The sequence below is a fragment of the Bdellovibrio sp. ZFWA1 genome (genome assembly GCF_056175665.1).
This window is the reverse complement of record NZ_JBJKJH010000001.1, coordinates 591,258-614,094: the sequence shown is the minus strand read 5'-3', so window position 1 is coordinate 614,094 and position 22,837 is coordinate 591,258. Positions and strand designations below refer to the sequence as shown.

Below are 22,837 nucleotides of genomic sequence, written 5' to 3'. Positions count from 1 at the left end.
TCAGATGAGTGACGATACATTAGATAGTTTGGCAGATCAGTTAACGGCCGAAGCAGCGGGGCCCGTAGCGGGCTCTGATGCAGTTGGTGCGACCAGCGGACCTCGGGACAGAAACCTGAACTTAATTTTAGATATTCCATTGCGGGTCACAGTCGAGTTGGGGCGAACGAAAATGGCAGTTAGTGAATTGCTAAATTTGACCCAAGGAAGTGTTGTTGAGTTAAGCAAGCTTGCCGGAGAACCTATGGAAGTTTACGTCAATGATAAATTGATCGCGCGGGGTGAAGCCGTGGTCGTGAACGAAAAGTTCGGCGTTCGTTTAACTGATATTATCTCTCCTGCCGAGCGTGTAGAACAATTGAGGTAGTCCTATGAAGAAGATTTTGATTTGTTCATTTTTGTCGATTCAGTTATTTCAGGTTTTTGCATTTGCCGCTGAAAATCTGGGTAATAAAGCCGAAACTGCCGAGGATGTGGCGGTTCGCGAAGCATTGGCAACAGTCGAAGAAGTTCAAAAATCTTCTTCGCAGAAGTCCAAGGCTACCTTGAAAGAATCTGACATTCCCTTGAACTTGGGTGCTTCAAAGAAAACAGCCGATGCGGATTCATCTATCTTCCGCTTACTATTTAGCGTTTCAATTTTGGGGATTTTAGGTTGTGGGGCTTTCTTTTTAATTCGCCGAAAAGCAATTCCTGGGCAGATGAAACATCAGACGCAGATAAAAGTGCTTCAACAGCACTACTTGGGTCCCAAAAAGAGTTTAGCAATCGTGCGTGTAGCAGGTGAATCTATTCTGGTGGGAATAACAGATCATAATATCTCTCATATCAAAACTCTCTCCTTGCTTGATGACGAGCTTCCTCAAGAGGTCCCCAATGACTTTGGTAATGTCGTAAAAGGCTTAGACCGTGAAGCCGATTTTATCGAAGCAGCACAAGCTCGGGATCAGAAGTATTCCGTTAGCGAAGATGAAGAGTTTTCGTTTGGTGGTATTCGCGAGGCTGTTACTAAGAAGCTTAAAAACATGAGGAATCTTGAGTGAACAAAATTAAGTGGCCTTTTTGGGCAATCTTACTTTTTCCTTTTTTACTTTTAGCAGGTTCTCATGCGATGGCGCAGGTGACTTTGCCAACGATGAATTTGGGGTTTAAGACAACAGATAATCCAACAGAAGTTGTCAGCGCGGTAAAGTTAGTACTGATCATGACCGTACTGACTCTTGCGCCCGCCATCTTGATTATGATGACGGGTTTCACTCGAATTATCATCGTACTTTCATTCTTGCGACAAGCTATGGGGGTGCAGAATATGCCACCGAATCAGCTTCTGGTGGGATTGGCTTTATTTTTAACTTTCTTTGTCATGGGGCCTTCTTTTCAAGAGATGAATGAAAAAGGAGTCCAGCCTTATCTAGCAGGCAAGATTTCTCAAGAGGTTGCAATTGATAATACTTTAGCGCCTTTAAGACGCTTTATGTTCTCACAAACTCGTGACTCGGATCTTTCTTTATTTATCAAATTGGCGAAGGTCGAGTCGCCTAAAACTCGAGCAGATGTCCCAACTATTGTGTTGGTGCCTGCGTTCATTGTTTCCGAGTTAAAAACGTCATTTCAAATCGGCTTTATTATCTTTCTGCCGTTCTTAGTTATCGATATCGTGACGTCATCTGTTTTGATGGCGATGGGGATGATGATGCTTCCGCCAGTAATGATATCGTTGCCATTTAAAATTATGCTCTTTGTTTTAGTCGACGGCTGGGGCTTGTTAATCGGTTCGATGGTTAAATCATTCGGTTGAGGTGATAAGTGGGAGAAGATGTCGTTATACAATTAGGACAAGATGCTTTGAAAACAACAGCGATGCTAGCTGCTCCGCTTTTGCTTTCAACTTTGATAGTGGGACTTGTGGTCAGTGTCTTTCAAGCTCTGACGCAAATTAACGAACAGACTTTAACGTTTATTCCCAAAATGATCGTTGTTGCAGTGGTCTTTGTTTTGGCGGGCCCTTGGATGATGGATGTTATGAGCACTTATACTGTTAATTTATTCGAGAACATCGCAACGATAGTGCGGGAGTGATAGATGCTAAGTCTTTACAAGATTCCAGAAACGCAGATGATTATTTTTGTCCTGGTTTTGCTCAGGATTTCTGCGTTCTTGGTCTCTTCGGCTTTTTTTTCAAGTCCGTTGATTCAGATGCCTATTAAGCTCTTGTTGTGCTTAAGCTTGGCGATGATTCTGTATCCGTTGGCACCTATTCCGGCGGCTGGTAAAGATATTATATTTACCAATGAAATTATTATCTTAGTAGTTCGCGAAGTGATTTTAGGCCTGACCATGGGATTTTTAACCCGCTTTTTCTTTTTGGTTGTCACAATGGCAGGGGACCTAATTACGACCAGCATCGGGTTGGGGGCCGCTCAAATGTTCAACCCATTGATGGGACATACTGGTTCCTCGATGGAACAGTTTATGACTTTGATTGGCACAGTTGTGTTCTTAGCCGTCAATGGTCATCATTTAGTTATTTCTGCGCTGGCTCATAGTTTTGAAGTTATACCTGTAACTGGGATGGCAATTAAACACGAGGTATTCCAAGAGTTAGCCATGATGGGACAAACTCTACTTTTGATCACAATCAAGATCGCGGCTCCGATCATGATATCCATTTTATTGGCCAACATGGCTATGGGTATCCTGGGGCGTGCGGTTCCTCAGATTAACGTTTTAGTCACTTCCATGCCGGTTACTTTGATGATCGGTTTTGGAGTGTTATTTGTGTGCTTACCTTTGATGGTTTCAGAGATGAATATTGTCCTGGACCAAATGGCAACTAGACTGTTGTCAGCGATGAAGGGCATGTAGAATTAAGTTAGTTAAGTTTTAAAAAACCTAAGTCATTCCAGGATGGAAGGAAACGGTTTAGATGGCTGAAGACGACAGCGAAAAGACAGAAGAAGCAACGGACGCGCGTAGGGAAGAATTCCGTAAGCAGGGTCAAGTTGCTCAAACAAAAGAGTTGGCCTCGGCGGTGCTATTATTAGCAGCGGCGGGCTCTGTCTATTTTATGGGTCGCTTTTTCTTCAAAGAAATTTCTGAAATATTTAATTATTCTTTTGGGCCACAATTAGTAGATCACATACGGCAAGGCGACTTTACTGAAGCGCTAAAGTTTTGCGCATTCAAAGCGATGATAATAATGCTTCCAGCTTGTGGTATTGCCGCGGTTATTGGTTTTGCATCTCAGGTAGCGCAGACGGGCTTTATGCAGGTCGAGGACGCGCTAGCGCCCAAGCTAGAGAAAATGAATCCAATAACTGCATTAGGGCGCATTTTTTCAATGAGAACATTAGTCGAGGGACTGAAGTCAGTTTTGAAAATGGCTGCCGTTCTTGGAGTTCTTTATTTGGTAATGCGATCAGAGATTCACAACATTCCTTATCTCTTGTCTTACAATGTAGAACAGCTTTTGGGCTATATTGGTACCATATTGGTTAAGTTGTTTGGCTCGATCGGTGGAATGCTTTTGGTCATCGCTGGAGCAGACTACTTTTTTCAACGCTACGATATTGAAAAAAGAATGATGATGACAAAACAAGAAGTCAAAGAAGAACACAAACAGCGCGAGGGTGATCCTATGATCAAGTCGCGTATTCGTCAGATTCAGCGTCAAGTGGCGACTCGTCGTATGATGGACGCAATCCCTAAAGCTACGGTTGTTGTCACCAACCCCACACATATTGCCGTCGTATTGAAATATGATGAAAATCTACCGGCTCCGCAATTGGTGGCTATGGGAGCCGATTTAGTCGCAGAAAGAATTAAGGAAATTGCTCGTCAACATAATGTGCCAATTATTGAAAACAAACCATTAGCTCGAGCTATCTTCAAGACACTCAAAGTTGGCCAAGTTGTGCCGCGTGAACTGTTTGTCGCGGTCGCAGAAGTTATTTCGTATGTTTATCGTTTGCGTAAGAAAGTGAAGAGATCATAATGGAATTTTTATTCGTCTTTGCAAAAAGATTTGAAAAGTACACGAAGAATACCGATCTATTGATCGCGATTGCAATCATAGTGACCTTGGCGGTAATGATCATTCCATTGCCAGCTGTGCTATTAGATATCGCCCTCTCTTTTTCTTTGGCGATAAGTATTTTGATCCTTTTGACAAGTATATACATCAACAAGGCTTTAGATTTCTCGTCATTTCCATCGTTGTTGTTGATTACAACCTTATTCAGATTGTCTTTGAACGTGGCGACGACTCGTTTGATTTTAACTGAGGGGCATACCGGAACTCAGGCTGCCGGACATGTGATCGAGTCTTTTGCAAACTTTGTTGTCGGCGGCAACTACGTTATCGGTTTCATTATGTTCTTAATCCTAATGGTTATTAACTTTATTGTTATCACTAAGGGTTCTGGGCGCGTGGCCGAAGTTGCAGCACGATTTACTTTAGATTCGATGCCAGGTAAGCAAATGGCTATCGATGCAGACTTAAACGCAGGTCTTATAAATGAGGCAGAGGCTCGTCGTCGTCGTAAAGAAGTTTCTCGCGAAGCGGATTTTTATGGAGCGATGGATGGTGCTTCGAAGTTCGTTCGTGGTGATGCTATCGCGGGAATTTTGATCACGGTTATCAACTTGGTGGGTGGTCTTATTATCGGTGTGGTTCAGAAGAATCTGGATCTGGCGACAGCTGCTAAGTATTACTCAATGTTGACAATTGGTGATGGTCTTCTTTCACAGATTCCAGCATTAGTTATTTCTACAGCAGCCGGTACAATTGTGACTCGAACTTCGGATTCAGAACAAAATATGGGTGCCGAAGTGACAAGTCAGCTCTTTATCAACCCAAGGGCGGTCGGAATTACGGCGTCCGTCTTGGGATTGATGGCTTTAGTGCCAGGCCTTCCTACTATTCCATTTTTGACAATTGCTGCTTGCCTTGGGGCTTTGGCGTGGATTGTGAAACGCTATCAGGAAGAGAGCGTAAAGAATGAGGCCGCAAAACTTGAAGCTGCTGCAAATGCACCTAAAAAAGAAAATATCGAAAGCATGCTACCTTTAGATATTGTCGAGCTTGAGGTCGGCTATGGTTTGATCAACGTTGTTGAATCCAACAGTTCTGGGGACTTAATCGAAAGAATTACGTCGATTCGGAAGCAATTTGCGCTGGATCTAGGAATTGTGGTTCCTAGCATTCATATTCGTGACAACCTTCAGTTAGCTCCTGGCGAGTATCGCGTTATGATTAAAGGAAATAAAGTTGGGGGAGGCGTGCTTCGTCCCGAACTATTATTAGCTATGGATCCTGGTAACGTCGCTTCAGCCATGGACGGTATTCCTACTAAAGAGCCTGCGTTTGGGCTTGATGCAATGTGGATTCATCCAAGTAAAAAAGAAGATGCCGAGCTATCAGGCTATACGGTTGTGGATTTGCCAACTGTCATGGCGACACACTTAACAGAGATTGTTCGTACTCATGCACACGAGCTTTTGGGGCGCCAAGAGGCTGCAAGTCTTATCGAGAACTTTAAAAAGAGTTATCCAAAAGTTGTCGAAGAGCTCATCCCAGACATTTTGCCATTGGGATCTGTGGTTCGTGTTATGCAGAACCTACTTAAAGAGCAAATTTCGATTCGTGACTTGTTAACTATTTTTGAAACCTTAGCTGACGAGGCTCCTCGCAATAAAGATATTGAAGTATTGACAGAGCAAGTTCGCAAAGCGCTGGCTCGTGGTATCACTTCTAAGTTGTCTCCGGATGGTTCGACTATCCAAGTGATGACTTTGCATCCTCACGTTGAAGAGATGATCGCCAATAGTTTGCTTCAGACTGATCAAGGGGTTCAGTTGGTGATGGATCCAGGGACGGCCCATCATTTAATCAATGAAATTGCTCGCAATGTTGAGTCACATCCCGAAATTGCAAGTCAGCCGATTCTGTTAACAAGTCCTACGAGTCGCCGTCATATCTATAAATTGACGTCGCGATTTATACCTCAATTGATTGTGCTTTCGCATAGTGAATTGACTAGTGATGCCAGTGTTCAAGCCGTTTCAACTGTGGAGCTAAGCCATGCAGGTTAAGAAATTTGAAGCCCGTACGATGAAAGAAGCTCTCGAGCTTGTGAAGTCTCAACTTGGTCCTGATGCGATTATTTTATCGGTACGCGATAACAATAAGTCGTACGGACTTGTTGGTGAAGGTAGCGTCGAGATCACCGCTGCTGTTTCGGAAGAAACTTTGCAAAAGAAGAAATTTGCCGAGTCTCGTCTTCGTGAGCAAGACAGACAAAAGTTTCAGCAAAGCCCAGCTAGGCAGCAGAAAGAACTAATTACTAAGATGGTTAGTAGTCATTTGGAAAAGAGTCAGAAACCAGATTATACAAAACGCCGCTACGTTGAGATCGAAGATGACATCGAAATGTCGCCAAATGCGCGCATTGCGGAAGAACGCATCAAAGGCGCGGCCCAGCGTGCTTTAGCGGCCTTTAATCAACAATCTGCTGATGAGCGCAGAAAAGAAATTGAATTAGAAATGGCTCGTCGTCAAAAGGCGGCAGGTGTGCCAGCAAGAACAGCGGCTCCGGTTGCGGCTCCTGCGCAGCCAGTGGCGAAGCCAGCACCGCAAGTTCCAATGGAAGCTGCCGAAATCAAGGCCTTAAAAAATGAAATCGAAAGTTTAAAGAGTGTCATCGCTCAATTCCAGACAATGCCTCAGAACTTCACGGGAACTCACCCGGGGGCCGATTACGGAATTAGTTATGATTTAAGTTATATGTTTGATCGCTTGAATCAAGCAGGAATGGCTCCAGAAATTTGTGCCGAGATCTTAACAAAGGCACAGCAAAATATTCCGGCATTAAAGCAAAAAAACAGATCGATTGTTGATGGTTGGGTGGCTCGGCAGATTCTAGAAACAACCAGAGTCAGCGCAGGATTGGGTGGCGGAAAAGTACATTGCTTTATGGGTCCTGCGGGCGCAGGGAAAACCAGTATGATGGTAAAGTTAGCGTCCCATCTCGTTGTCCGTGAACATAAAAAAGTAGCACTTCTAACGACGGACACTTTTAAGGTTGGTGCCGCTGATCAACTTCGCATTTATGCGCAAATTTTGAATGTACCTTTTGCTGTTGTTCGATCGCAGATCGATTGGAATAACATCATGAGATACCTTGAAAAGGTCGATGTTGTTCTGGTGGATTTTGCCGGGTTTAGTCTGAAAAGCCAAGAAGAGATCCAAACGATCAGATCTGTTTTGCCACCGCAAGCATTGAATGCGAAGGTGCATTTAGTTTTGAATGCGGCAATTAAAGATGCAGATGCGACCGAGATCGGCCGTCGATATGGAGTGTTTAACTACCAAGATGTTGTATTCACCGCTTTAGATGAAAGCACTCAACATGGGACTATCTACAACTTTAGCCGACGCTTTGACGTCCCATTATCTGCCTTTGGGATCGGTACCCGTGTTCCAGAGGACTTCGAGTACGCTACCAAAGAAAGAATGTTAGATCTGATTTTTAAGATCACGCATCAGCAAACTCAAAAGACAAATTCAGAGGCGGCTGCGGTATGATGTTTGGACAACCTAAGACGCGCACAATCAGTATCACTTCAGGCAAGGGCGGTGTTGGTAAAACAACTTTGGTTGTGAATCTGGCTTTAAAGTTAGCCCAGGCGGGTAAACGAGTATTGATCCTAGATGGTGATTTGGGGATGGCGAACGTTGATATCTTCTTTGGCTATCGACCTCAGGGCTCTATTCTGGATCTTTTGTACGGTGATAAAAGCGCCTCTGATGTTTTGGTTGAAGTTGCAAAAGATGTTTTTCTTATCCCAGGTGGTAGCGGTTTAACCGAGTTCAATAATTTGAACCATTTTGAACGTCGAGCGATGCTTGAGGCTATAGCATCGATGCCTCAAAAATTCGACTATCTGATCGTTGATACCGCTCCGGGCATTGCAGACAATGTACTATTTTTAAATGCGGCCGTGCAGACTGTCAGTGTGGTCATTACGCCGGATCCGGCAAGCTTTGCTGATTCATATGCTTTGATCAAAGTACTTCGTCAGCAATATCAGTTAAAGAAGTTTTCTGTTGTTATTAATATGGCGAAGGACCTTGAAGAGGGAAGAGTGCTTTTCCGAAGGTTCGAGGATGTTGTTCAGCGCTTCCTGGATGTTTCTTTAGAATACTGGGGGACGGTGCCCTTAGATCCAGTCCTAAGGAAGGCCAATCAAATGCAGCGTCTCGTGGTGAGACAGGACCCGCAAAGCTTGAGTGCTTTGGCAATCCGCGATCTTACAGCGCAAATAGAAAGAACTAATGGGAAAATTGATACTCGCGGCGGTTTGCAGGTCTTCTGGCAGCAGGCCGTAGGGACAGCATAAGAAAATTGGACTATGGGGTCGCTGGTCGGTTTGTTAAGATGATTTCTACGAGGGTAAGGGAAAAATATGTCAAAAAATGCAGCCTTGCTGAAAAAGTATAAAGAAGAGCCAAAGCGTCTTACACAGGCGCAAAAAGATGAACTCATCAAAGAGTACGCTCCTCTTATTAAATTTATCGCACAGAAGATCGCTGTGCGCTTGCCTTCGAATATTGAGCTAGATGATCTAATTTCAGCAGGTGTTATCGGTTTGATGGATGCTATTGATAAATATGATCCGACTCGTGATAACAAATTTAAAACTTACGCAGAGTTTCGTGTTCGTGGGGCCATTTTAGATGAGTTGCGAGCCCAAGACTGGGTGCCTCGTTCAATTCGTGATAAGGCGAAACTTCTGGACAAGACAATTGCCAATCTTGAAAACGAGCTAGGTCGTACAGCAACGGATGAAGAAGTTGCAAAGGCTTTGAATATAAATATCGATGAATTTCACGAGTTGGTAAATCAAGTTCGTCCGGTCAGCTTGCTTCCTATTGATCAAGCGACGACTTTTTCGAATACCGATAAAAAATCAATCATGGATATTTTAGAGGGATCAAGACTTAACAATCCCTTCAACCAATTGAATATTAAATCGATCAAAGATGTAGTGGCGCAAGCTATTGAAGAGCTTCCAGAGCGTCAACGCTTGGTGCTTTCACTTTATTACTATGAGGATTTGAACCTAAAAGAAATTGGTCAAGTTCTTCGTGTTACAGAGTCTCGAGTTTCGCAGTTACACGCTCAGGCTGTAACAAGACTTCGAGCGAAGCTAGCAAGTACAATCGGTGCAGGCGAGCTTGAGATCACATAGGAATTAACGTCTAAAAAGAAGAAAAGCTAGGTGAACGACCTAGCTTTTTTTATTCTGGAATCATCAGTTTTTTGATTTTATTCATCAGGCGAGCTTCAGTCTGTCTAACAGCTTCACGAGTGATCTTATATTTGTCACCGATCTCTTGAAGGGTCAGCGGCTCATCAGCCAATATGCGCTCCTCTAAGATTATAGTTTCTTTTTCGGTAAGTTGTGGCCTTAAGGCTTCGATTTTTTGCTTTAAAATTTCAATCATTTCTGATTGAGCAAGTTGCTCGTCGAGGGGTTGATCGAAATTATTTTTTTGCATATCCCCAAGGCTAACCCCAGACTCATCGTCTAAGGGTTTATCTAAGCTCACATCGCGACCACTAAGACGTTGAGCCATGTCTTTGACTTCGTCCTCGGGGATTCCAAGTCGCGAGCTAATCAAGGCAATACTTGGTTCTAACCCCATCGCATCCAACGAATCTTTTTCTTTTTGCAGTTGATAGAAAAGTTTGCGCTGGTTCTGGGTTGTTCCAATGCGAACCATTGAATGTTGTCGCATCAAGTACTCTTGAATGTAACCGCGAATCCACCAAACAGCGTAAGTGATAAGACGGGCACCTTTGTAGGGATTGAACTCCCGAACGGCATGCATAAGACCAACATTGCCCTCTTGAATCAGATCGATCATTTTCGCACCAAATTTCGAGTACTCTGCGGCGACTTTAACGACAAAGCGTAGATTCGCTTTGACTAAAGTTTGGGCGGCTTCAGGGTCTTTGTCTTCGTAGTATCTTTTAGCGATTGCAATTTCTTCTTCTTTCGAAAGAAGTGGATAGTTGCGTATTTCAGCAAGATACATCGCTAAGGGGTCGGTGGTTGCAAGAGCTTTCGAAGAGCTAATTTGGGGTGTTTGGTTTTGAGCTACTGGAATTAATGAACTGTCTATATCGTCACTTGAAGAGATGACTTCAGCTTGATCAAAATCCTCTTGATTTGACGACGACTCGAAATAGGGCTGTTCGTCGTCGACAATTTCAGCCACGACAGCGCGAGTCTCTACTTTGCCGGCTTTGGTGGCCTTTGTCTTAGAGACTTTCTGAGGCGTATTTTTTGCGCCCTGTTTTGGTGCTGTTTTTTTAAGCACTTTTTTCGCCATCGGGAATGATTCCTACCTTAGCCTAGGTATTTAGACAGCTGTTTAAGCAGCGTTTCCTGCACTTTGCCTTTGAACGGCATTAACATCAACGGCAAATCGACAGTCACGGAAACTTGTGAACCTGCGCCTTTATTTTGAACTTTTAAGTCAGCTTTAAATTGAGCACCTTTGATTTGGCAGGTGTGACTGGTGTCGTCGAAATGACACTCTACCTTTGGATCAAAGCGTCGTACGCCCTCTTCTTTTCCAAGAAACTCTTTAATTTTTTGAAAGGCTTCGCCTGCTGCGATCGGGCTGTCGTGGTCGATTGTAAACTTGGGCATGATGTCTCCTTTGACTGAGATGTTCCCGTCTGTCATTATGATAGACTGTGTATTCTTAGTCAAAATGCAAGAAGGACCATATGAAATTTGTTAAAGAGTTAAAGCGAACTGATTATTGCGGCAATATGAACGCCAGCAAGGTAGGACAAAAAGTTGTAGTCATGGGATGGGTTGAGACTCGTCGTGATCATGGTAGTCTTGTGTTTATCGATTTGCGTGACCGCGAAGGCATTGTTCAAGTTGTTTTAGATCCCAATAAAAACGAAACTTCATCTTCTAAAAATTTCCGTGGCGAGTTTGTTGTCGCCGTCGAAGGTATAGTGCGTGCACGCCCTGATGGAATGAAGAACGCAAAAATTAAAACAGGTGAAGTCGAGATTGAAGCGACTCGTTGTGAAATTCTTAACGATGCAGCGACGCCTCCATTTCAAGTTCAGGATGACAACGTTAACGAGATGTTGCGTTTGAAATATCGGTACTTAGACTTAAGATCGCCACGTTTAACGAATCACTTGATGGTTCGCCACAAGGTTGCTCAGATTGTTCGTAATTTTTTAAGCGAGAACGGTTTTATCGAGGTTGAAACTCCGATACTTTACAAGTCGACTCCCGAAGGCGCTCGAGATTATTTAGTGCCTTCACGGGTGAACCAAGGGCATTTTTATGCCCTTCCTCAGTCTCCACAAACTTTGAAACAGCTTTTGATGATTGCGGGTTACGATCGTTATTTCCAAATCGCGCGTTGCTTCCGAGACGAAGATCTGCGTGCCGATCGTCAACCAGAATTTTCTCAGATCGATATGGAGATGTCGTTTATTGATCAAGAAGATATCATGGCAATGAACGAAAAGTTGCTTCGTACTATTTGGAAGCAAGTTAAAGGAGTGGATGTTGGTTCGATTCCTCGAATGACTTACCAAGAGGCGATGGACACCTATGGAAATGACAAGCCCGATGTTCGCTTTGAAATGAAGATCAAAGATTTGGGAGCAATAGTTAAGGGGTCGGGATTTAAAGTCTTTGACGATGTCTTAGCACGCGGAGGAATTGTTCGAGGTCTTGCGGTGCCCAAAGGCGGCGTGTTTTCTCGCGGTCAGTTTGACAAGTTGACTGAAGTGGCAAAGCGCGGTGGGGCTAAGGGATTGGTGTGGATTAAACAAGAAGCTGATGGTTCTTTTGCATCACCAGTTTCAAAGTTTTTTTCTGCAGATAAACTGGCTGAAATCTTTAAAGCGTGTGGTGCAGCTAGCGGAGATTGTGCGTTGATTGTGGCAGATGATTACGATCCAGCTTGCGCTTCTTTATCAACGCTACGAAATCACTTGGGTAAAGAACTAAACCTTATCGACACGAGTTCAGATAAGTTTTTATGGGTCGTAGATTTCCCACTTCTTGAGTACTCTCCAGATGACAAGCGTTGGGTCGCAAGACACCATCCATTTACGGCACCTCAGGATCAATTCGCAAATGACTTGATCAATAATAACGAGGCAGCCTATGGAAAGATGCTTGCGAAGGCTTACGACTTAGTTTGTAACGGCTATGAAATGGGTGGTGGATCTATTCGTATCTACCGTAACGAGATTCAACAGGCGATGTTCAAGGTCTTAGGTATGTCTGCTGAAGAGACCGAACATAAATTTGGTTTCTTCCTTGAGGCTTTAAAGTACGGCACGCCACCACATGGTGGTATCGCTTGGGGCATGGATCGTTTGGTGATGTTGTTGTGCGAGACAGATGCTATTCGTGAAGTGATTGCTTTCCCGAAAACAGCAAAAGCGACATGTTTGATGTCGGACTGTCCAAGTGAGGTGCACACAGATCAGCTGACAGAGGTTGGTGTTCGTTTAAGTGCTTTAGCTGAAAAGAACCTAGCTGAACTCAAAAAGAATTCGTAAGAAAGTCGATGAAGAGATTTATAAATTTTTTTAAATTTCTTCTCTCTTTTATTTTTTTAACGGGATTTGTCGCCTTCGCAGAAGAGGGCACAAATCCCGAATCTTTAGATATATTCAAAGATGAAAATCAATACATCATGGCGGTGTCTCTGGATGATGGAACCGATGTTTCAGATGGTGTGGAGATCTACAGAAGTGCCTTTGAATGGTACGTGCCGCTTTCCTATTTCTCTGATTCTTTGGGATTTTCGATCAAGGTTTTTCCTAAGCTAGGACAGGCAGATGGCTTTTTTATTAGTGAAAACAGAGTTTTTAAGATTGATTTAGCCAAATGTACTGCCGAATTTTCCGGAGCCCAGGAGAAGTATGAGTGTGATGGTGCTGTGGTATTTGAAGACGAAATTTATGTAAGGTCGTCCTTCCTTGAAAAATGGTTTCTGCTAAAGTTGAATTTTGACTCGTTCGCATCAAAACTAATCGTGACGCCTAAGCTAAAACTTCCTATTCAATTAAGAGCCGAGCGTGAAAGAAAAATTTTTAAATCTGAAAGTACCAAGACCGATGAGGACATTCAAGCCGAGCTATTGAAGGCACAAAGCGAGAAACCTAGAAAGTTCGGAGATATTTTTTTTGATAATCAAATTGGATGGTTTGAAAGGAAGACTCAGGCTCAGACTGAACGAAGTTTAAGTTATTCATCAAATCTGACCACGGAGGTTATGGGTTTTGAAACATCCGCCTATCTAACAGGCGCTGATGGTAAAGGTGTTAAAAATTCATACTTAAATTTCAGCCGTAAGGATCCTCGGGGAGGCGTTCTAGGCCTGAAAGATTTAAAAGTTCTAGAGCTCAATGATTTGCAGTTACCCCGAGAATCTGTATTGACGGATCCTGTAAAAGGACGGGGTGTTTTTATATCTAGCGAGCCATTGGCTCAAAGTGCTGTCTTTAGTAAACGAGATTTCCGAGGTTCTTTACAGCCGGGTTGGGAAGTAGAGCTTTATCAAAATGATTTGTTGATTGGACGTTTTGTTAGTGATGGTTCTGGAGAGTATTCCTTTAAGGATGTATTGACCTTCTACGGACTTAATAGATTTCGGCTTGTGTTCTATGGACCACAAGGACAACAAAAAGATGAAGTCCAAAACATTAATGTCGGTCCCCAAATGTTGAAGGTGGGGCAAGTGCAAGGGCAGCTCTACCAATTAACGGATGAATTTTCCAGCGCTAGAACTTTTATGAAGGCCCAAACTGGAGTGACTGAACGAGTCTCTGCTGGAATTTCATTTATGAAGTTTTCCAATGAAAAAAGTAACGAACATCGACAATACGGTCTTTTGAATTTAAATTCGGGCTGGGGATCGTCTTTGTTGAGTCTTAATTTAATTGGAAGTAATGATGGTGGTTCAGCATTAGAGGCAAACGCTACCTCGAGCTTCGAAAAATTCAATATTGGTGTCTCGCATGCTGAATTCAATAAATTTAAAAAAGCAAAAATCAATGCAAATGATTCGATTCGGTCTCAGTCGACCTTGAATTTTTTCACATCCTTAGCGCCGATTATTCCGGTAAATCTAAATCTGGGAATTGATCAGACAGATTTTTTGACAGGGTTAAATTCAACCGAGGTTAACCAGAGATCGTCGTGGCAATGGGGTTCAGTCTACTTTTTTAATACTTTCAATCGAAACATCGATACGCAAAAATTCTGGGGTGGAAGTTTTACTGCGATGACTCGACTGAATAATTGGGCTTTGAAGGTTGGATCAGACTACGAAAGAAGCATTAAGAACTTTACGGGCGAAGTCCACTATTCAATGAATGACCTATGGACAGCGCAAATGCGAGCAAAAAGAGACTACCTGTCAATCTACGATGAGGTGTCTTTAAGTGCCTCCAGACTTTTGAAGAACACTCGATGGAGCGGCGAAGTAATTGGGGACACCCATCACCGCTATTATGTAGGCGGGGGAGTTACTTTTTCAGGGTTCTTGGATTCGGGGGTTTTTCGCTTGGGCTGGAGTCCTAATGAAATCAGTGAGTCGGGAATTTTGCATGCCACGGTTTTTTTGGATGCAAATCAAAACGGCATTCAGGATCCTGGAGAGCTTCCTATTGAAGGTGTGGGTTTTTTAGTAAATGAAAACTCTGCCGGAGAGGGCACAGACTCTCAGGGAGAGGCTTATCTTACTCGATTGCCAGTTTATACTTCTGTATCAGTGCGAGTTGACACCAAGACCTTGCAAGATCCAATTAATATGCGATTTTTGCAGCCTTTAAGTTTTATATTTAAACCCGGAGCCATTTCGCATGGAAGTTTTCCAGTTCTAGTATTAACTGATTTAGATGGGATGGTAAAAGCAGATAAGGGCCGAGGACCTCGTGGTGTTCGCGGATTGAAAGTTGCCTTGATAAATTCGAAAAATGAGAAGATCAAAGAGGTTCTTACCGAGTCCGATGGGTATTACTATTTTGAAGCCATCCCTTATGGGCGATATCGCATTCAAATTTTAGAAGAAAGTCGCACTGGACTTATGGGTACTTTCGAAAAAGAAGTTTTGTTGGATTCCACTGGACTTGCGGAGGGAACTCCAGACTTTGATCTTAAAAGCAGGCCCTGATCTTTGATGGGTTTTTATTAATAGAACGCAATTCATAAAGTTTTTTTCAGTTTCTTGTTTAAAATTTTACAGGCGAGCCGAAAGAGGACGCGCAGTAAATGAAACATCAACAAGGAGAAACATTTATGTCAAAAAATAGCAAAGCACTTTTAGCAGCGGTAGTAGCAGCAACAGGCGCAATGACTTACTCTATGAACGCGGTAGCCGCTTCAGCAACTGGTAACGCTGTGCAAGTTGTTACTGCAGCATTGAATATTGCCAACGTGTCTTCATTGGATTTTGGTACTGCAGTTCAAGGTGACGCTGCAAAGACAGTTGCCGCAGGAGCCACTGAAAATGCCGAAAACGGATCATTCAACGTTACTGGTCAGGCCAACACAGCTTATACAATCACATTGCCAGCTAACGGCTCGGTTCAAATGACAACAGGTGGCGGTGGTGCGAACGAAACAATCGCGGTGAATAACTTTACATCATTCCCATCGAATACAGGGATGTTGAGTGCGGGTGGTTCCCAAACATTGTTAGTTGGTGCGACACGAGCAGCACTTGGTGCAGCTCAGGTTGCAGGAAGCTATACTGGTACGTATACTGTTACTGTCGTTTATTAATTAACGGGAGTATTTTATGATTAAAAGAGTCAAAGCTAGGATCAATATGTATCTGGCTTTGGCTCTTTTGTTTTTTTCGTTGAGTGCAGCAGCAAAGCCTATATCTATATCCCAAATATCGGGTTTGAATTTTGGAGTAGCGGTATCTGGTGATCCGTCAAAAACGGTTCCGCCAGGGACTTCCGAAAATTCGCAGAACGCAAGTTTCCGAGTCACTGGGGATAAGTGGACCACTTATGCAATCATCTTACCTTCATCGGCAACAATTTCGACTACGGTGAATGGAAAGACGGACACCATTACAATTTCAAATTTTAAGTCTTATCCCGTATGGGAAGGGTATTTGGATAGTAGAGGGCGCGAAAATTTGTTCGTTGGCGCAACTCGGTCTGCGATCAAAGTTAATCAGTTAGCGGGCTCATATAGCGGCGTCTTCACAATGACTGTTGTTTATTAAAGGAAATTTATGAAATCATTGAACCGATTTTTTTGCGTATTTACTGTATTCTTGTTTTCCAGCGTTGCCTTTGGCGAGCTACAAGTTTTTCCTTTGCGAGTTGTATTGAACGAAAAGAATAGATCAGCCCAAGTTTCGGTACGCCATAAAGGTGCGACACCTATGAAGTATAGAATTTCTACGATCTTCTATCGAATGCAACCGAATGGAGCGATGGAAGAAGTTAAAGTGACCGGGCCGGAAGATAAGGATGGCAGCGAGTTTTTTCGATATTCTCCGAAACAAGTCACCCTTGAACCTAATGTGGAGCAAGTTGTCCGTTTGATGTTAAGAGCGCCAGCGGATTTGCCCGAGGGCGAATATCGTTGTCATCTTCATTTCGAAGGTATGGATGAAATTGATAAGAAGAACGATTCAGCCGCGGGGCGAGAGGCTCAAATGTTTTTGAAGGCCCGCATGGCTGTTGCGATTCCAGTTATTATTTCAAAAGGAACTCCTAAGACTGATTTGCAGTTGAAAGATTTCAAGTTTTCGAAAGGGCCTCAGGGTGAGACTCTTTTTTCAGTCGTGATGGAAAAAACCGGAAACGGTTTTCTTTATGGCGACTTCGAAATCGTAAAAGCCGATGCTAAGGGGGATGAATCTTCTGTGTTCACGGTTAATGGGGTCTCTAGCTATATTCCAAAACGAACCGTTAGTTTTCCAGTTCAGAATGAAAACCTCAAGCCAGGCAAATATAAGATTATCTTTAGACAACATGTCTCAGGAGAAGACAAAGTAGTGTATTCAACCGAGACAGTTAAGGAACTTTGATTTAAGAGAATTTTTTTTTAAACGTATCCTAGGGGAGTGAAAAGACTAACTTGGGGTTTTTCGTCAAACAAATTGTCAGCTGCGGTGCTCTGGAGCGCCTGTGTTGTAATAGGAATTCTGGGCAGCTCTGCCGCGGTTGCGCAGAGTGGTCGTGGAGAGGTCGTGATGGAAGTAGTGCCTTCCGCCCACGTTCAACTTTTGTCGCCGATTGAGGGAGCTTCCGAACCAAGGGTTCAGGTGAGTGCTCCCGGTGATTATTTTTATGAAACCCATTATACCCAGGATTTGACAAGAAATCGCGGTCCGGCGGCGACTAAGGATTTGGTTGTTACCGTTATATTTCAGTAGCCGATCTAGTGTTTTTTTGCCAAACCTCAAAAAATGCGGAAAATTTTTCCAGACTCAAAATGATAGGGCCCCGACGCTGCGCCTAAGCCTACAAAGAATTTGCACTTCTGCGTCAGAAGGTAGATAACCGTCCTATCTATGAATACAAGTAAATCAGTCGTTGTAATTGGTGGCGGAATTATCGGTGTGTCTGCAGCTCGTGAGTTAGCAGCCGCTGGAGTTAAAGTAACTTTAATTGAAAAAGGACAAATCGGGCACGGGTGTTCTTATGGAAACGCGGGATGGATGACTCCTTGTTTTGCGATGCCTCTTCCGATGCCAGGAATGCTTTTGAAGTCTATGAAATGGCTTCTGAATCCAGAAAGCCCTTTGTATATCAAGCCAGAGCCTAGTGTCCTTCTTGCAAAGTGGTTGACGCGCTTTATGCTTTCAATGAACGAAAAGCAGGCCAATGCAGCTATTCAAGCGCTGGTGCAGTTGTCTCAAGTTTCGTTGGACGCCTATAAAGAGCTTGCCGCACGGAATCCAGGAGCTTTTGATTTTACTCAAAAAGGTCTTTTGATGGTCAGTCAGACCTCAGATGGTGTTCAGGCAGCGGTTGATGAAATGAACTTGGTGTCTCCGTTAGGGGTTCCGGGAAAACATTTAACTCCCGATGAGGTTTACGCTCTTGAGCCAGCAATCACTGGCAAGGTGCAAGGTGGCGTCTACTTCCCGGCAGAAGCTCATGGAGAGCCTTTAAAGATTGTTCAGACATTAGCGGCGGAAGCAAAAGCATTGGGCGCTGATTTGAAAGAGTACTGTGAGTATCAATCATTCACATATGATTCTAACGGAAAAATCTCTTCAGTTGTAACATCACAAGGAGCTATCGCGGCGGATGCTGTCGTATTGGCGACTGGAAGCTGGAGTGAATCTTTAGGGAAACAGCTTGGCCTAAGCATTCCGATTTTGGGTGGTAAAGGTTATGCGATGATTGTACCTCCTTTAGAAAAGCAGCCTCAGATTCCGTTGATGCTTGTTGAAAAGAAGGTGGCGATCACGCCTCGCCAGGGCAGCTTAAGAATTGCTGGTACACTGGAGCTAGTGAATCAGGATTTCTCGGTCACTCAACGTCGAGTCGACGCAATTATGAAGGGCACGAGACAATATCTTACTTTGCCAGAAAAGCCTCAGGTTCAGGAATTGTGGAAAGGGCTTCGTCCTTGTACGCCTGATGGTGTGCCTTTAGTTGGCTGGTCTAAGAAGCACAGCAACTTGATGTTAGCCTGCGGTCACCAAATGTTAGGTCTTCAAGCGGGCTTGGGAACTGGTATTATGGTTCGCGAAAAGATGACCGGACAAAAAGTAACTGTGGATTCTAAAGTTTTTGATCCGAATCGTTTTTAAACAGGTAGTGGATCAAATAAAATAGCAGTTTTGCTAGATACCAGCTTAAAGCACACATTACTAAAATGAGGCTAAATCCCACGGCTGCCAGGAAAAAAGATCCTGAGACAGCCGTGAGTGCTATTAGTGGTGTTAAATTTACTAGAGGAATTAAAAGGGTGGCGATAAAAGTAGCGATGCCCCCCAGAGTGGCGGCTGAGAGAGCTAGCGCCCATCCAATCATCCATAAAGTAGCAATGCAAATTCCAGGTGCTATTAAAAATAGAAAAATTAAAGCTGGTGTTAAAATCAATTTTTTAAGTAACATCGTAGAAGAAGATATCACAGAAAGAGGAGCGCGCCATGGCCAGAATTTTAGCATCTAGTACATTTGAAAGAACCGCAATGTCCATGGGAGCCATGTATGTCGAAGAGGCTGGTGTTCTGGACGAAATATACAACGATCTGGATCCAGAATCAGCCAGCAAGCAAGCCGTTGAGTCAGCAGTTGCCGAGGGCTTCTTTCGCCTAGACATGGGTATGGGCTCTGAGTTCAAAGAGCAAGTTTTAGAAATTCTAGAAAATATGTGGGAAGTGACGGATGAAGCATCAGCTTTGCGTGCGCTGTCTGACCTTCGAACTCAGGGGCATCGTAATAAGTTCTCGGCTTTGTTAAAAGTTTCTTCTGACCCAAAAAAATTTCGTGAAGTCTATGAGTTCGATTTTCAAGCTGATCCTGAAGATGAAGTTATTCCGGAAGAGGAATATCAGCATCTTGCGGAATGGATTCGTAAGGCCAATGCCTATATTGAAGGAGTGGGGATTTTAGGTTGGGATATGGGACGTCATACTCACTTAGTGCGCCTTTGTTATTTAGGCGGCATGCTCAATGAAGAGCAGTGCTGGGCTGAAGTTGCCAAGGTAGAGCCTTTAATTAAAAATAAATTCAAAGACTGGATGCAGTTTGCACAAAGTTATTTGATCGGCCTTAGTTTTTGGGCGGGCCAAGAAGACGAGATACTTAAAGGTTCATGCGAGCGTCTGATGGGATACGAAATTAGTCCCTGGATCCTATTCCCAATGCCAAAGTAGTAAATTAAAGCTGGTCTTTAGACCGGAAAATCGCTTCTTGTCTCAAGTTGTGACGTCTCATGCCGATACGTTAGATAACTCGGATACACAGGAGGTGTTCCATGGATAAGATCAGCGGTATTTTGCCTTCAAGTCCCCGCATCAAAGCAATTGATACGACGAAGTCGCAACCCGCACGACCCGGAGCCCCTTCATTTGGAAGAGCCGAGGGAAAAAACTCATTGGGTGCAGCTAAGGCCGCTTTCTCTAAAGAGGCGCAACTTGCGGCAGCTGAGTCTGAATTGGGATCAGCTCCACTGACTCCAGATAGCAAACCATATAAGAAGTTGACTGAAGCAGATCATGCTAAAATTGCTCAGGATATTTCCAAGCGATTTTTCGAGGGGATAAAATCTGATATCCACGGCGATCAAAGTTTATCGGATGAAATTGCGGAGCGCTTTGAAGAGGCTTCTGGCCCTACAGAGCTTCCATAAGAAAACCGTTCTCTTCTAATGATGTTAGTTTATATATTGAGTGAAGCCGTCGATGACCATCGGCGGTTTTTTTTGTAACTATAATATACTGCAGAGACATTTGAATGAGTCTGCGTATCGCGGTTAGATTCCATTGCGGAGCCCCTAGTTGAATCAGCATCTCAAGTCGTAGTAGGGCTTGTGCGGCATCGTCAGCATGTAAAGTGGCAAAACTACCGCCATGGCCCGTTGCTAAAGCCATTAAAAGATCTTTTGCCTCGCCAGCTCGAATTTCTCCTAAGACAATTCTGTCCGGTCTAAGGCGTAGAGCTCTTTTAACAAGATGTTCCTGATCAATATTAGGAAGCTCTCCATTGGGGTCAATTCGAGTTAAAATCTTCGTGCTGGCTTTATTCGGTAAACGAATCTCATTGGAGTCCTCTATCACAACAACGCGCTCGTTTTCGGGTAGTGTTTGCAGTAAAGCATTACAAACAGAGGTTTTACCGCTGCCGGTGCCACCAACGACTAAAAAATTTTTTCGGGAACAAATAAGAGAGAGTAATTTTTCAAAATCAGAGTCTTTAGCCCAATCTTGTTGTTCTAGCATTTTGATCGTCCATGGATTTTCAGGATGGCGGCGAAATGATATATGGATGTGATCTTTAGTGATTTCGTTTCCAACTACTGTAAAACGAAAATTCTTAAATTTTCCGTCGATAAATGGAATGGCCGATGTTAAATGAACGGCGGCCTCATCGCATATGCGATTGAAAACTTGTTTAAAGGTGATCGCCGAGTAAAACTGGTCGCTGTATTTGTGAAGACGTCCTGATTTTTCAAACCAAATATTGTCTTCACCGTTAACTAAAATTTCTGTGATTTCGCCATCATCAAAAAGAACTTTCAGTGGGCCCCAGCCAAAAATCTCTTCATTAATTCGGTCAAAATCTTCGATCGACATTTCATTTTTGTATTTCGATAAAATATTTTGGACTTTGTGGGGCCAGCTAAATTCATTACTAGATATAAAAGTATTAAATTCATCTGACTTGATGGCTGTGATTTCATTCCATATTTTTCCAAAGACGCTGTTTAGAATCATTGAATTTCTCCGTTCAGATGGACGTTGTCGCTTTGATATTGAGGCTGCATAAATTCAGCCGATATTATTTCTGGCCGAACCAAAACCACCAGTTCAGACTGACTGTTTTGAAAATCTTTGCTGGCAAACAGACTTCCTAAAATTGGAATATTGCTTAAACCAGGAAGTCCCTCGCTTTGTTTGGATTGTTCATTTTTAATCAACCCTGAAAGGACAATTGTTTGTGTTCTTAGAAGATCGAATTGTGACGATACTTTATTCCTAGTAAATCCTGGAATATCGTCAACCTTGCGAGACTCATCTATACTGGATATTTCAGTTTCTATTTTTATATTCATGCGGCCAGATGAGTCTGCAGTAGGAAGTATCTTTAGCTGAATGCCATAAGACTTCCACTCAATGCTCTGGTATTTGTAGTTGATAATTTTGATTGGAAGTTCGCCGCCGGCAAAAAAGCTGGCTTCGCTTCCGCTTCTGGCAAGCAAGCGCGGGCTTGCTAAGATTTTGCCGACGCCCGAAGATTCTAACGCTTCCGCTGAAAATATGGCTTCGCTGCGTTGCCAGGTTCCTTCCGGAAGTAACGAGGCGCTATAATTTGAAGGCCATCGTAGGCCCCATTTTTTGATGTGATCCTTACGAATTTCAGCGACGGTAATTCGTATATTTATTAAGGGCTTGGTTTCGAGACTACTTTCATCGGTAGCGACTCGAATACCGAGTTTAGATAATATTTCGTTATATCGATTTAGATCTGGATGCTTTTGAGGTATTCGAATTTGCCAATTCGTATTAAAAAGAATGGTTTGGGTACTGAGGTTCTCGTTTTCAAGCTTAGAATTCAAATATTTTTGAACTTTTAATTTTAGTTCGTCCCGGATTTGTACAGCCATACTAAATGAGGCCCCATTCGAGTTTTTCAGAATCTCTAGATATTCTTCCATCGAAAATAGCGTGCCCTTAATTTCAATACTTCCATCAACAACAACCATCGACAGTTTGACGGCCTTTGCCGTGGATTTTTCGATATTAGATTGGTTGGCAAAAGCCAGATTATCCATGACGTCGATTTTATGAAGGTCTTTGCCAACACGAATAAGGCTTGCGCCTGGGTTAAGACCCAGAAGACGAACGCGAGACCCGTGAATCGAGGCTTTGATTGTCTTTTTATTTTCAATCCATATATTTTGTTGAGCGGGGAGTTCGATGGATCCCCCATTTTCAATTAGATATTGATTTGCAAAGCTTGAATTCGCGGTGGTCAAAACAAACAATAAAGTTAAGAAAATGATTTTTTTCATACAGTCTCGGACATGCAAAGTCGAGCATGTATGAAGACTATTGAGGCCT

General features: G+C 43.2%; 24 protein-coding genes. 20 read left to right on the top strand and 4 right to left on the bottom strand.

Annotated elements, in window-relative coordinates; genetic code table 11:
• Positions 1 to 4: 4 nt before the first annotated feature.
• The 10 genes from fliN (at position 5) to AC04MN_RS02925 (ending at position 9,252) form a co-directional block, all read left to right on the top strand.
• Complete coding sequence (fliN, locus tag AC04MN_RS02970) at positions 5 to 367, top strand: flagellar motor switch protein FliN (RefSeq protein ID WP_475381697.1); 363 nt, start codon at positions 5 to 7, stop codon at positions 365 to 367.
• A gap of 4 nt (positions 368 to 371) precedes the next feature.
• Positions 372 to 1,043 (top strand): FliO/MopB family protein, encoded by a 672-nt coding sequence (locus tag AC04MN_RS02965; protein WP_475381696.1) that lies wholly within the window; start codon positions 372 to 374, stop codon positions 1,041 to 1,043.
• A 68-nt stretch (positions 1,044 to 1,111) separates the two neighbouring features.
• On the top strand, positions 1,112 to 1,798 hold the full coding sequence (gene fliP / locus AC04MN_RS02960) for a flagellar type III secretion system pore protein FliP (protein ID WP_475382953.1): 687 nt from the start codon (positions 1,112 to 1,114) through the stop codon (positions 1,796 to 1,798).
• A gap of 8 nt (positions 1,799 to 1,806) precedes the next feature.
• Positions 1,807 to 2,079, top strand: a complete 273-nt coding sequence (fliQ, locus tag AC04MN_RS02955; protein ID WP_475381695.1) for a flagellar biosynthesis protein FliQ — start codon at positions 1,807 to 1,809, stop codon at positions 2,077 to 2,079.
• A 3-nt stretch (positions 2,080 to 2,082) separates the two neighbouring features.
• Positions 2,083 to 2,865, top strand: a complete 783-nt coding sequence (fliR, locus tag AC04MN_RS02950) for a flagellar biosynthetic protein FliR (RefSeq protein WP_475381694.1) — start codon at positions 2,083 to 2,085, stop codon at positions 2,863 to 2,865.
• A gap of 61 nt (positions 2,866 to 2,926) precedes the next feature.
• Positions 2,927 to 3,994 (top strand): flagellar biosynthesis protein FlhB, encoded by a 1,068-nt coding sequence (flhB, locus tag AC04MN_RS02945; RefSeq protein ID WP_475381693.1) that lies wholly within the window; start codon positions 2,927 to 2,929, stop codon positions 3,992 to 3,994.
• Complete coding sequence (flhA, locus tag AC04MN_RS02940) at positions 3,994 to 6,093, top strand: flagellar biosynthesis protein FlhA (RefSeq protein WP_475381692.1); 2,100 nt, start codon at positions 3,994 to 3,996, stop codon at positions 6,091 to 6,093. Before flhB ends, flhA begins: the two co-directional genes overlap by 1 nt.
• Complete coding sequence (locus AC04MN_RS02935; RefSeq protein WP_475381691.1) at positions 6,083 to 7,585, top strand: flagellar biosynthesis protein FlhF; 1,503 nt, start codon at positions 6,083 to 6,085, stop codon at positions 7,583 to 7,585. Before flhA ends, AC04MN_RS02935 begins: the two co-directional genes overlap by 11 nt.
• Entirely contained in the window at positions 7,582 to 8,400 is an 819-nt protein-coding gene (locus tag AC04MN_RS02930; protein WP_475381690.1) for a MinD/ParA family protein, read from the top strand. Before AC04MN_RS02935 ends, AC04MN_RS02930 begins: the two co-directional genes overlap by 4 nt.
• 66 nt (positions 8,401 to 8,466) lie before the next feature.
• Positions 8,467 to 9,252, top strand: a complete 786-nt coding sequence (locus AC04MN_RS02925) for a FliA/WhiG family RNA polymerase sigma factor (RefSeq protein ID WP_475381689.1) — start codon at positions 8,467 to 8,469, stop codon at positions 9,250 to 9,252.
• A gap of 49 nt (positions 9,253 to 9,301) precedes the next feature.
• On the opposite strand, the gene AC04MN_RS02920 is transcribed toward AC04MN_RS02925, so the two are convergent.
• Both AC04MN_RS02920 and AC04MN_RS02915 read right to left on the bottom strand, forming a co-directional pair.
• Positions 9,302 to 10,399 (bottom strand): sigma-70 family RNA polymerase sigma factor, encoded by a 1,098-nt coding sequence (locus AC04MN_RS02920; protein WP_475381688.1) that lies wholly within the window; start codon positions 10,397 to 10,399, stop codon positions 9,302 to 9,304.
• A gap of 17 nt (positions 10,400 to 10,416) precedes the next feature.
• Positions 10,417 to 10,722 (bottom strand): polyhydroxyalkanoic acid system family protein, encoded by a 306-nt coding sequence (locus AC04MN_RS02915; protein ID WP_475381687.1) that lies wholly within the window; start codon positions 10,720 to 10,722, stop codon positions 10,417 to 10,419.
• 80 nt (positions 10,723 to 10,802) lie between these two features.
• On the opposite strand from AC04MN_RS02915, the gene aspS reads away from it, so the two are divergent.
• The 10 genes from aspS (at position 10,803) to AC04MN_RS02865 (ending at position 20,406) form a co-directional block, all read left to right on the top strand.
• Positions 10,803 to 12,620 (top strand): aspartate--tRNA ligase, encoded by a 1,818-nt coding sequence (aspS, locus tag AC04MN_RS02910; protein ID WP_475381686.1) that lies wholly within the window; start codon positions 10,803 to 10,805, stop codon positions 12,618 to 12,620.
• An 8-nt stretch (positions 12,621 to 12,628) separates the two neighbouring features.
• Positions 12,629 to 15,241: a hypothetical protein gene (locus AC04MN_RS02905; protein WP_475381685.1), complete on the top strand. Its 2,613-nt coding sequence runs from the start codon at positions 12,629 to 12,631 to the stop codon at positions 15,239 to 15,241.
• A 125-nt stretch (positions 15,242 to 15,366) separates the two neighbouring features.
• On the top strand, positions 15,367 to 15,852 hold the full coding sequence (locus AC04MN_RS02900) for a DUF4402 domain-containing protein (RefSeq protein WP_475381684.1): 486 nt from the start codon (positions 15,367 to 15,369) through the stop codon (positions 15,850 to 15,852).
• Positions 15,853 to 15,868: 16 nt separating this feature from the next.
• Complete coding sequence (locus tag AC04MN_RS02895) at positions 15,869 to 16,309, top strand: DUF4402 domain-containing protein (protein ID WP_475381683.1); 441 nt, start codon at positions 15,869 to 15,871, stop codon at positions 16,307 to 16,309.
• Positions 16,310 to 16,318: 9 nt separating this feature from the next.
• On the top strand, positions 16,319 to 17,122 hold the full coding sequence (locus AC04MN_RS02890; protein ID WP_475381682.1) for a fimbrial biogenesis chaperone: 804 nt from the start codon (positions 16,319 to 16,321) through the stop codon (positions 17,120 to 17,122).
• Between the two features lie 36 nt (positions 17,123 to 17,158).
• Positions 17,159 to 17,470, top strand: coding sequence for a hypothetical protein (locus tag AC04MN_RS02885; protein ID WP_475381681.1), 312 nt, complete (start codon positions 17,159 to 17,161; stop codon positions 17,468 to 17,470).
• A 138-nt stretch (positions 17,471 to 17,608) separates the two neighbouring features.
• A complete protein-coding gene (locus AC04MN_RS02880) occupies positions 17,609 to 18,859 on the top strand; it encodes an NAD(P)/FAD-dependent oxidoreductase (protein ID WP_475381680.1) in 1,251 nt (416 codons plus the stop codon).
• Between the two features lie 113 nt (positions 18,860 to 18,972).
• Positions 18,973 to 19,224: a hypothetical protein gene (locus AC04MN_RS02875; RefSeq protein ID WP_475381679.1), complete on the top strand. Its 252-nt coding sequence runs from the start codon at positions 18,973 to 18,975 to the stop codon at positions 19,222 to 19,224.
• Positions 19,202 to 19,930: a DUF1266 domain-containing protein gene (locus tag AC04MN_RS02870; protein ID WP_475381678.1), complete on the top strand. Its 729-nt coding sequence runs from the start codon at positions 19,202 to 19,204 to the stop codon at positions 19,928 to 19,930. The genes AC04MN_RS02875 and AC04MN_RS02870 overlap by 23 nt, the downstream gene beginning before the upstream one ends.
• A gap of 101 nt (positions 19,931 to 20,031) precedes the next feature.
• The gene (locus AC04MN_RS02865; RefSeq protein ID WP_475381677.1) at positions 20,032 to 20,406 is read left to right on the top strand and encodes a hypothetical protein; all 375 of its coding nucleotides are present in this window, start codon (positions 20,032 to 20,034) and stop codon (positions 20,404 to 20,406) included.
• Here the strand turns inward: AC04MN_RS02865 and AC04MN_RS02860 are convergent.
• Both AC04MN_RS02860 and AC04MN_RS02855 read right to left on the bottom strand, forming a co-directional pair.
• Positions 20,390 to 21,490 carry a CpaF family protein gene (locus AC04MN_RS02860; RefSeq protein ID WP_475381676.1) on the bottom strand — a complete coding sequence of 367 codons (1,101 nt, stop codon included), beginning with the start codon at positions 21,488 to 21,490 and terminating at the stop codon, positions 20,390 to 20,392. The two genes, AC04MN_RS02865 and AC04MN_RS02860, sit on opposite strands and share 17 nt — an antisense overlap.
• Complete coding sequence (locus AC04MN_RS02855; protein WP_475381675.1) at positions 21,487 to 22,788, bottom strand: type II and III secretion system protein family protein; 1,302 nt, start codon at positions 22,786 to 22,788, stop codon at positions 21,487 to 21,489. Before AC04MN_RS02855 ends, AC04MN_RS02860 begins: the two co-directional genes overlap by 4 nt.
• Positions 22,789 to 22,837: the final 49 nt, after the last annotated feature.

Bases quoted from the DNA above. Each gene is read 5' to 3' on its own strand.
- flhA (WP_475381692.1), top strand. From the start codon at position 3,994: ATGGAATTTTTATTCGTCTTTGCAAAAAGATTTGAAAAGTACACGAAG.
- AC04MN_RS02870 (WP_475381678.1), top strand. From the start codon at position 19,202: ATGGCCAGAATTTTAGCATCTAGTACATTTGAAAGAACCGCAATGTCC.
- AC04MN_RS02925 (WP_475381689.1), top strand. From the start codon at position 8,467: ATGTCAAAAAATGCAGCCTTGCTGAAAAAGTATAAAGAAGAGCCAAAG.
- AC04MN_RS02895 (WP_475381683.1), top strand. From the start codon at position 15,869: ATGATTAAAAGAGTCAAAGCTAGGATCAATATGTATCTGGCTTTGGCT.
- flhB (WP_475381693.1), top strand. From the start codon at position 2,927: ATGGCTGAAGACGACAGCGAAAAGACAGAAGAAGCAACGGACGCGCGT.
- AC04MN_RS02935 (WP_475381691.1), top strand. From the start codon at position 6,083: ATGCAGGTTAAGAAATTTGAAGCCCGTACGATGAAAGAAGCTCTCGAG.
- aspS (WP_475381686.1), top strand. From the start codon at position 10,803: ATGAAATTTGTTAAAGAGTTAAAGCGAACTGATTATTGCGGCAATATG.
- AC04MN_RS02890 (WP_475381682.1), top strand. From the start codon at position 16,319: ATGAAATCATTGAACCGATTTTTTTGCGTATTTACTGTATTCTTGTTT.
- AC04MN_RS02965 (WP_475381696.1), top strand. From the start codon at position 372: ATGAAGAAGATTTTGATTTGTTCATTTTTGTCGATTCAGTTATTTCAG.
- AC04MN_RS02860 (WP_475381676.1), bottom strand. From the start codon at position 21,490: ATGATTCTAAACAGCGTCTTTGGAAAAATATGGAATGAAATCACAGCC.
- AC04MN_RS02905 (WP_475381685.1), top strand. From the start codon at position 12,629: ATGAAGAGATTTATAAATTTTTTTAAATTTCTTCTCTCTTTTATTTTT.
- AC04MN_RS02920 (WP_475381688.1), bottom strand. From the start codon at position 10,399: ATGGCGAAAAAAGTGCTTAAAAAAACAGCACCAAAACAGGGCGCAAAA.
- AC04MN_RS02855 (WP_475381675.1), bottom strand. From the start codon at position 22,788: ATGAAAAAAATCATTTTCTTAACTTTATTGTTTGTTTTGACCACCGCG.
- fliR (WP_475381694.1), top strand. From the start codon at position 2,083: ATGCTAAGTCTTTACAAGATTCCAGAAACGCAGATGATTATTTTTGTC.
- fliN (WP_475381697.1), top strand. From the start codon at position 5: ATGAGTGACGATACATTAGATAGTTTGGCAGATCAGTTAACGGCCGAA.
- fliP (WP_475382953.1), top strand. From the start codon at position 1,112: ATGGCGCAGGTGACTTTGCCAACGATGAATTTGGGGTTTAAGACAACA.
- AC04MN_RS02865 (WP_475381677.1), top strand. From the start codon at position 20,032: ATGGATAAGATCAGCGGTATTTTGCCTTCAAGTCCCCGCATCAAAGCA.
- AC04MN_RS02915 (WP_475381687.1), bottom strand. From the start codon at position 10,722: ATGCCCAAGTTTACAATCGACCACGACAGCCCGATCGCAGCAGGCGAA.
- AC04MN_RS02880 (WP_475381680.1), top strand. From the start codon at position 17,609: ATGAATACAAGTAAATCAGTCGTTGTAATTGGTGGCGGAATTATCGGT.
- AC04MN_RS02900 (WP_475381684.1), top strand. From the start codon at position 15,367: ATGTCAAAAAATAGCAAAGCACTTTTAGCAGCGGTAGTAGCAGCAACA.
- AC04MN_RS02930 (WP_475381690.1), top strand. From the start codon at position 7,582: ATGATGTTTGGACAACCTAAGACGCGCACAATCAGTATCACTTCAGGC.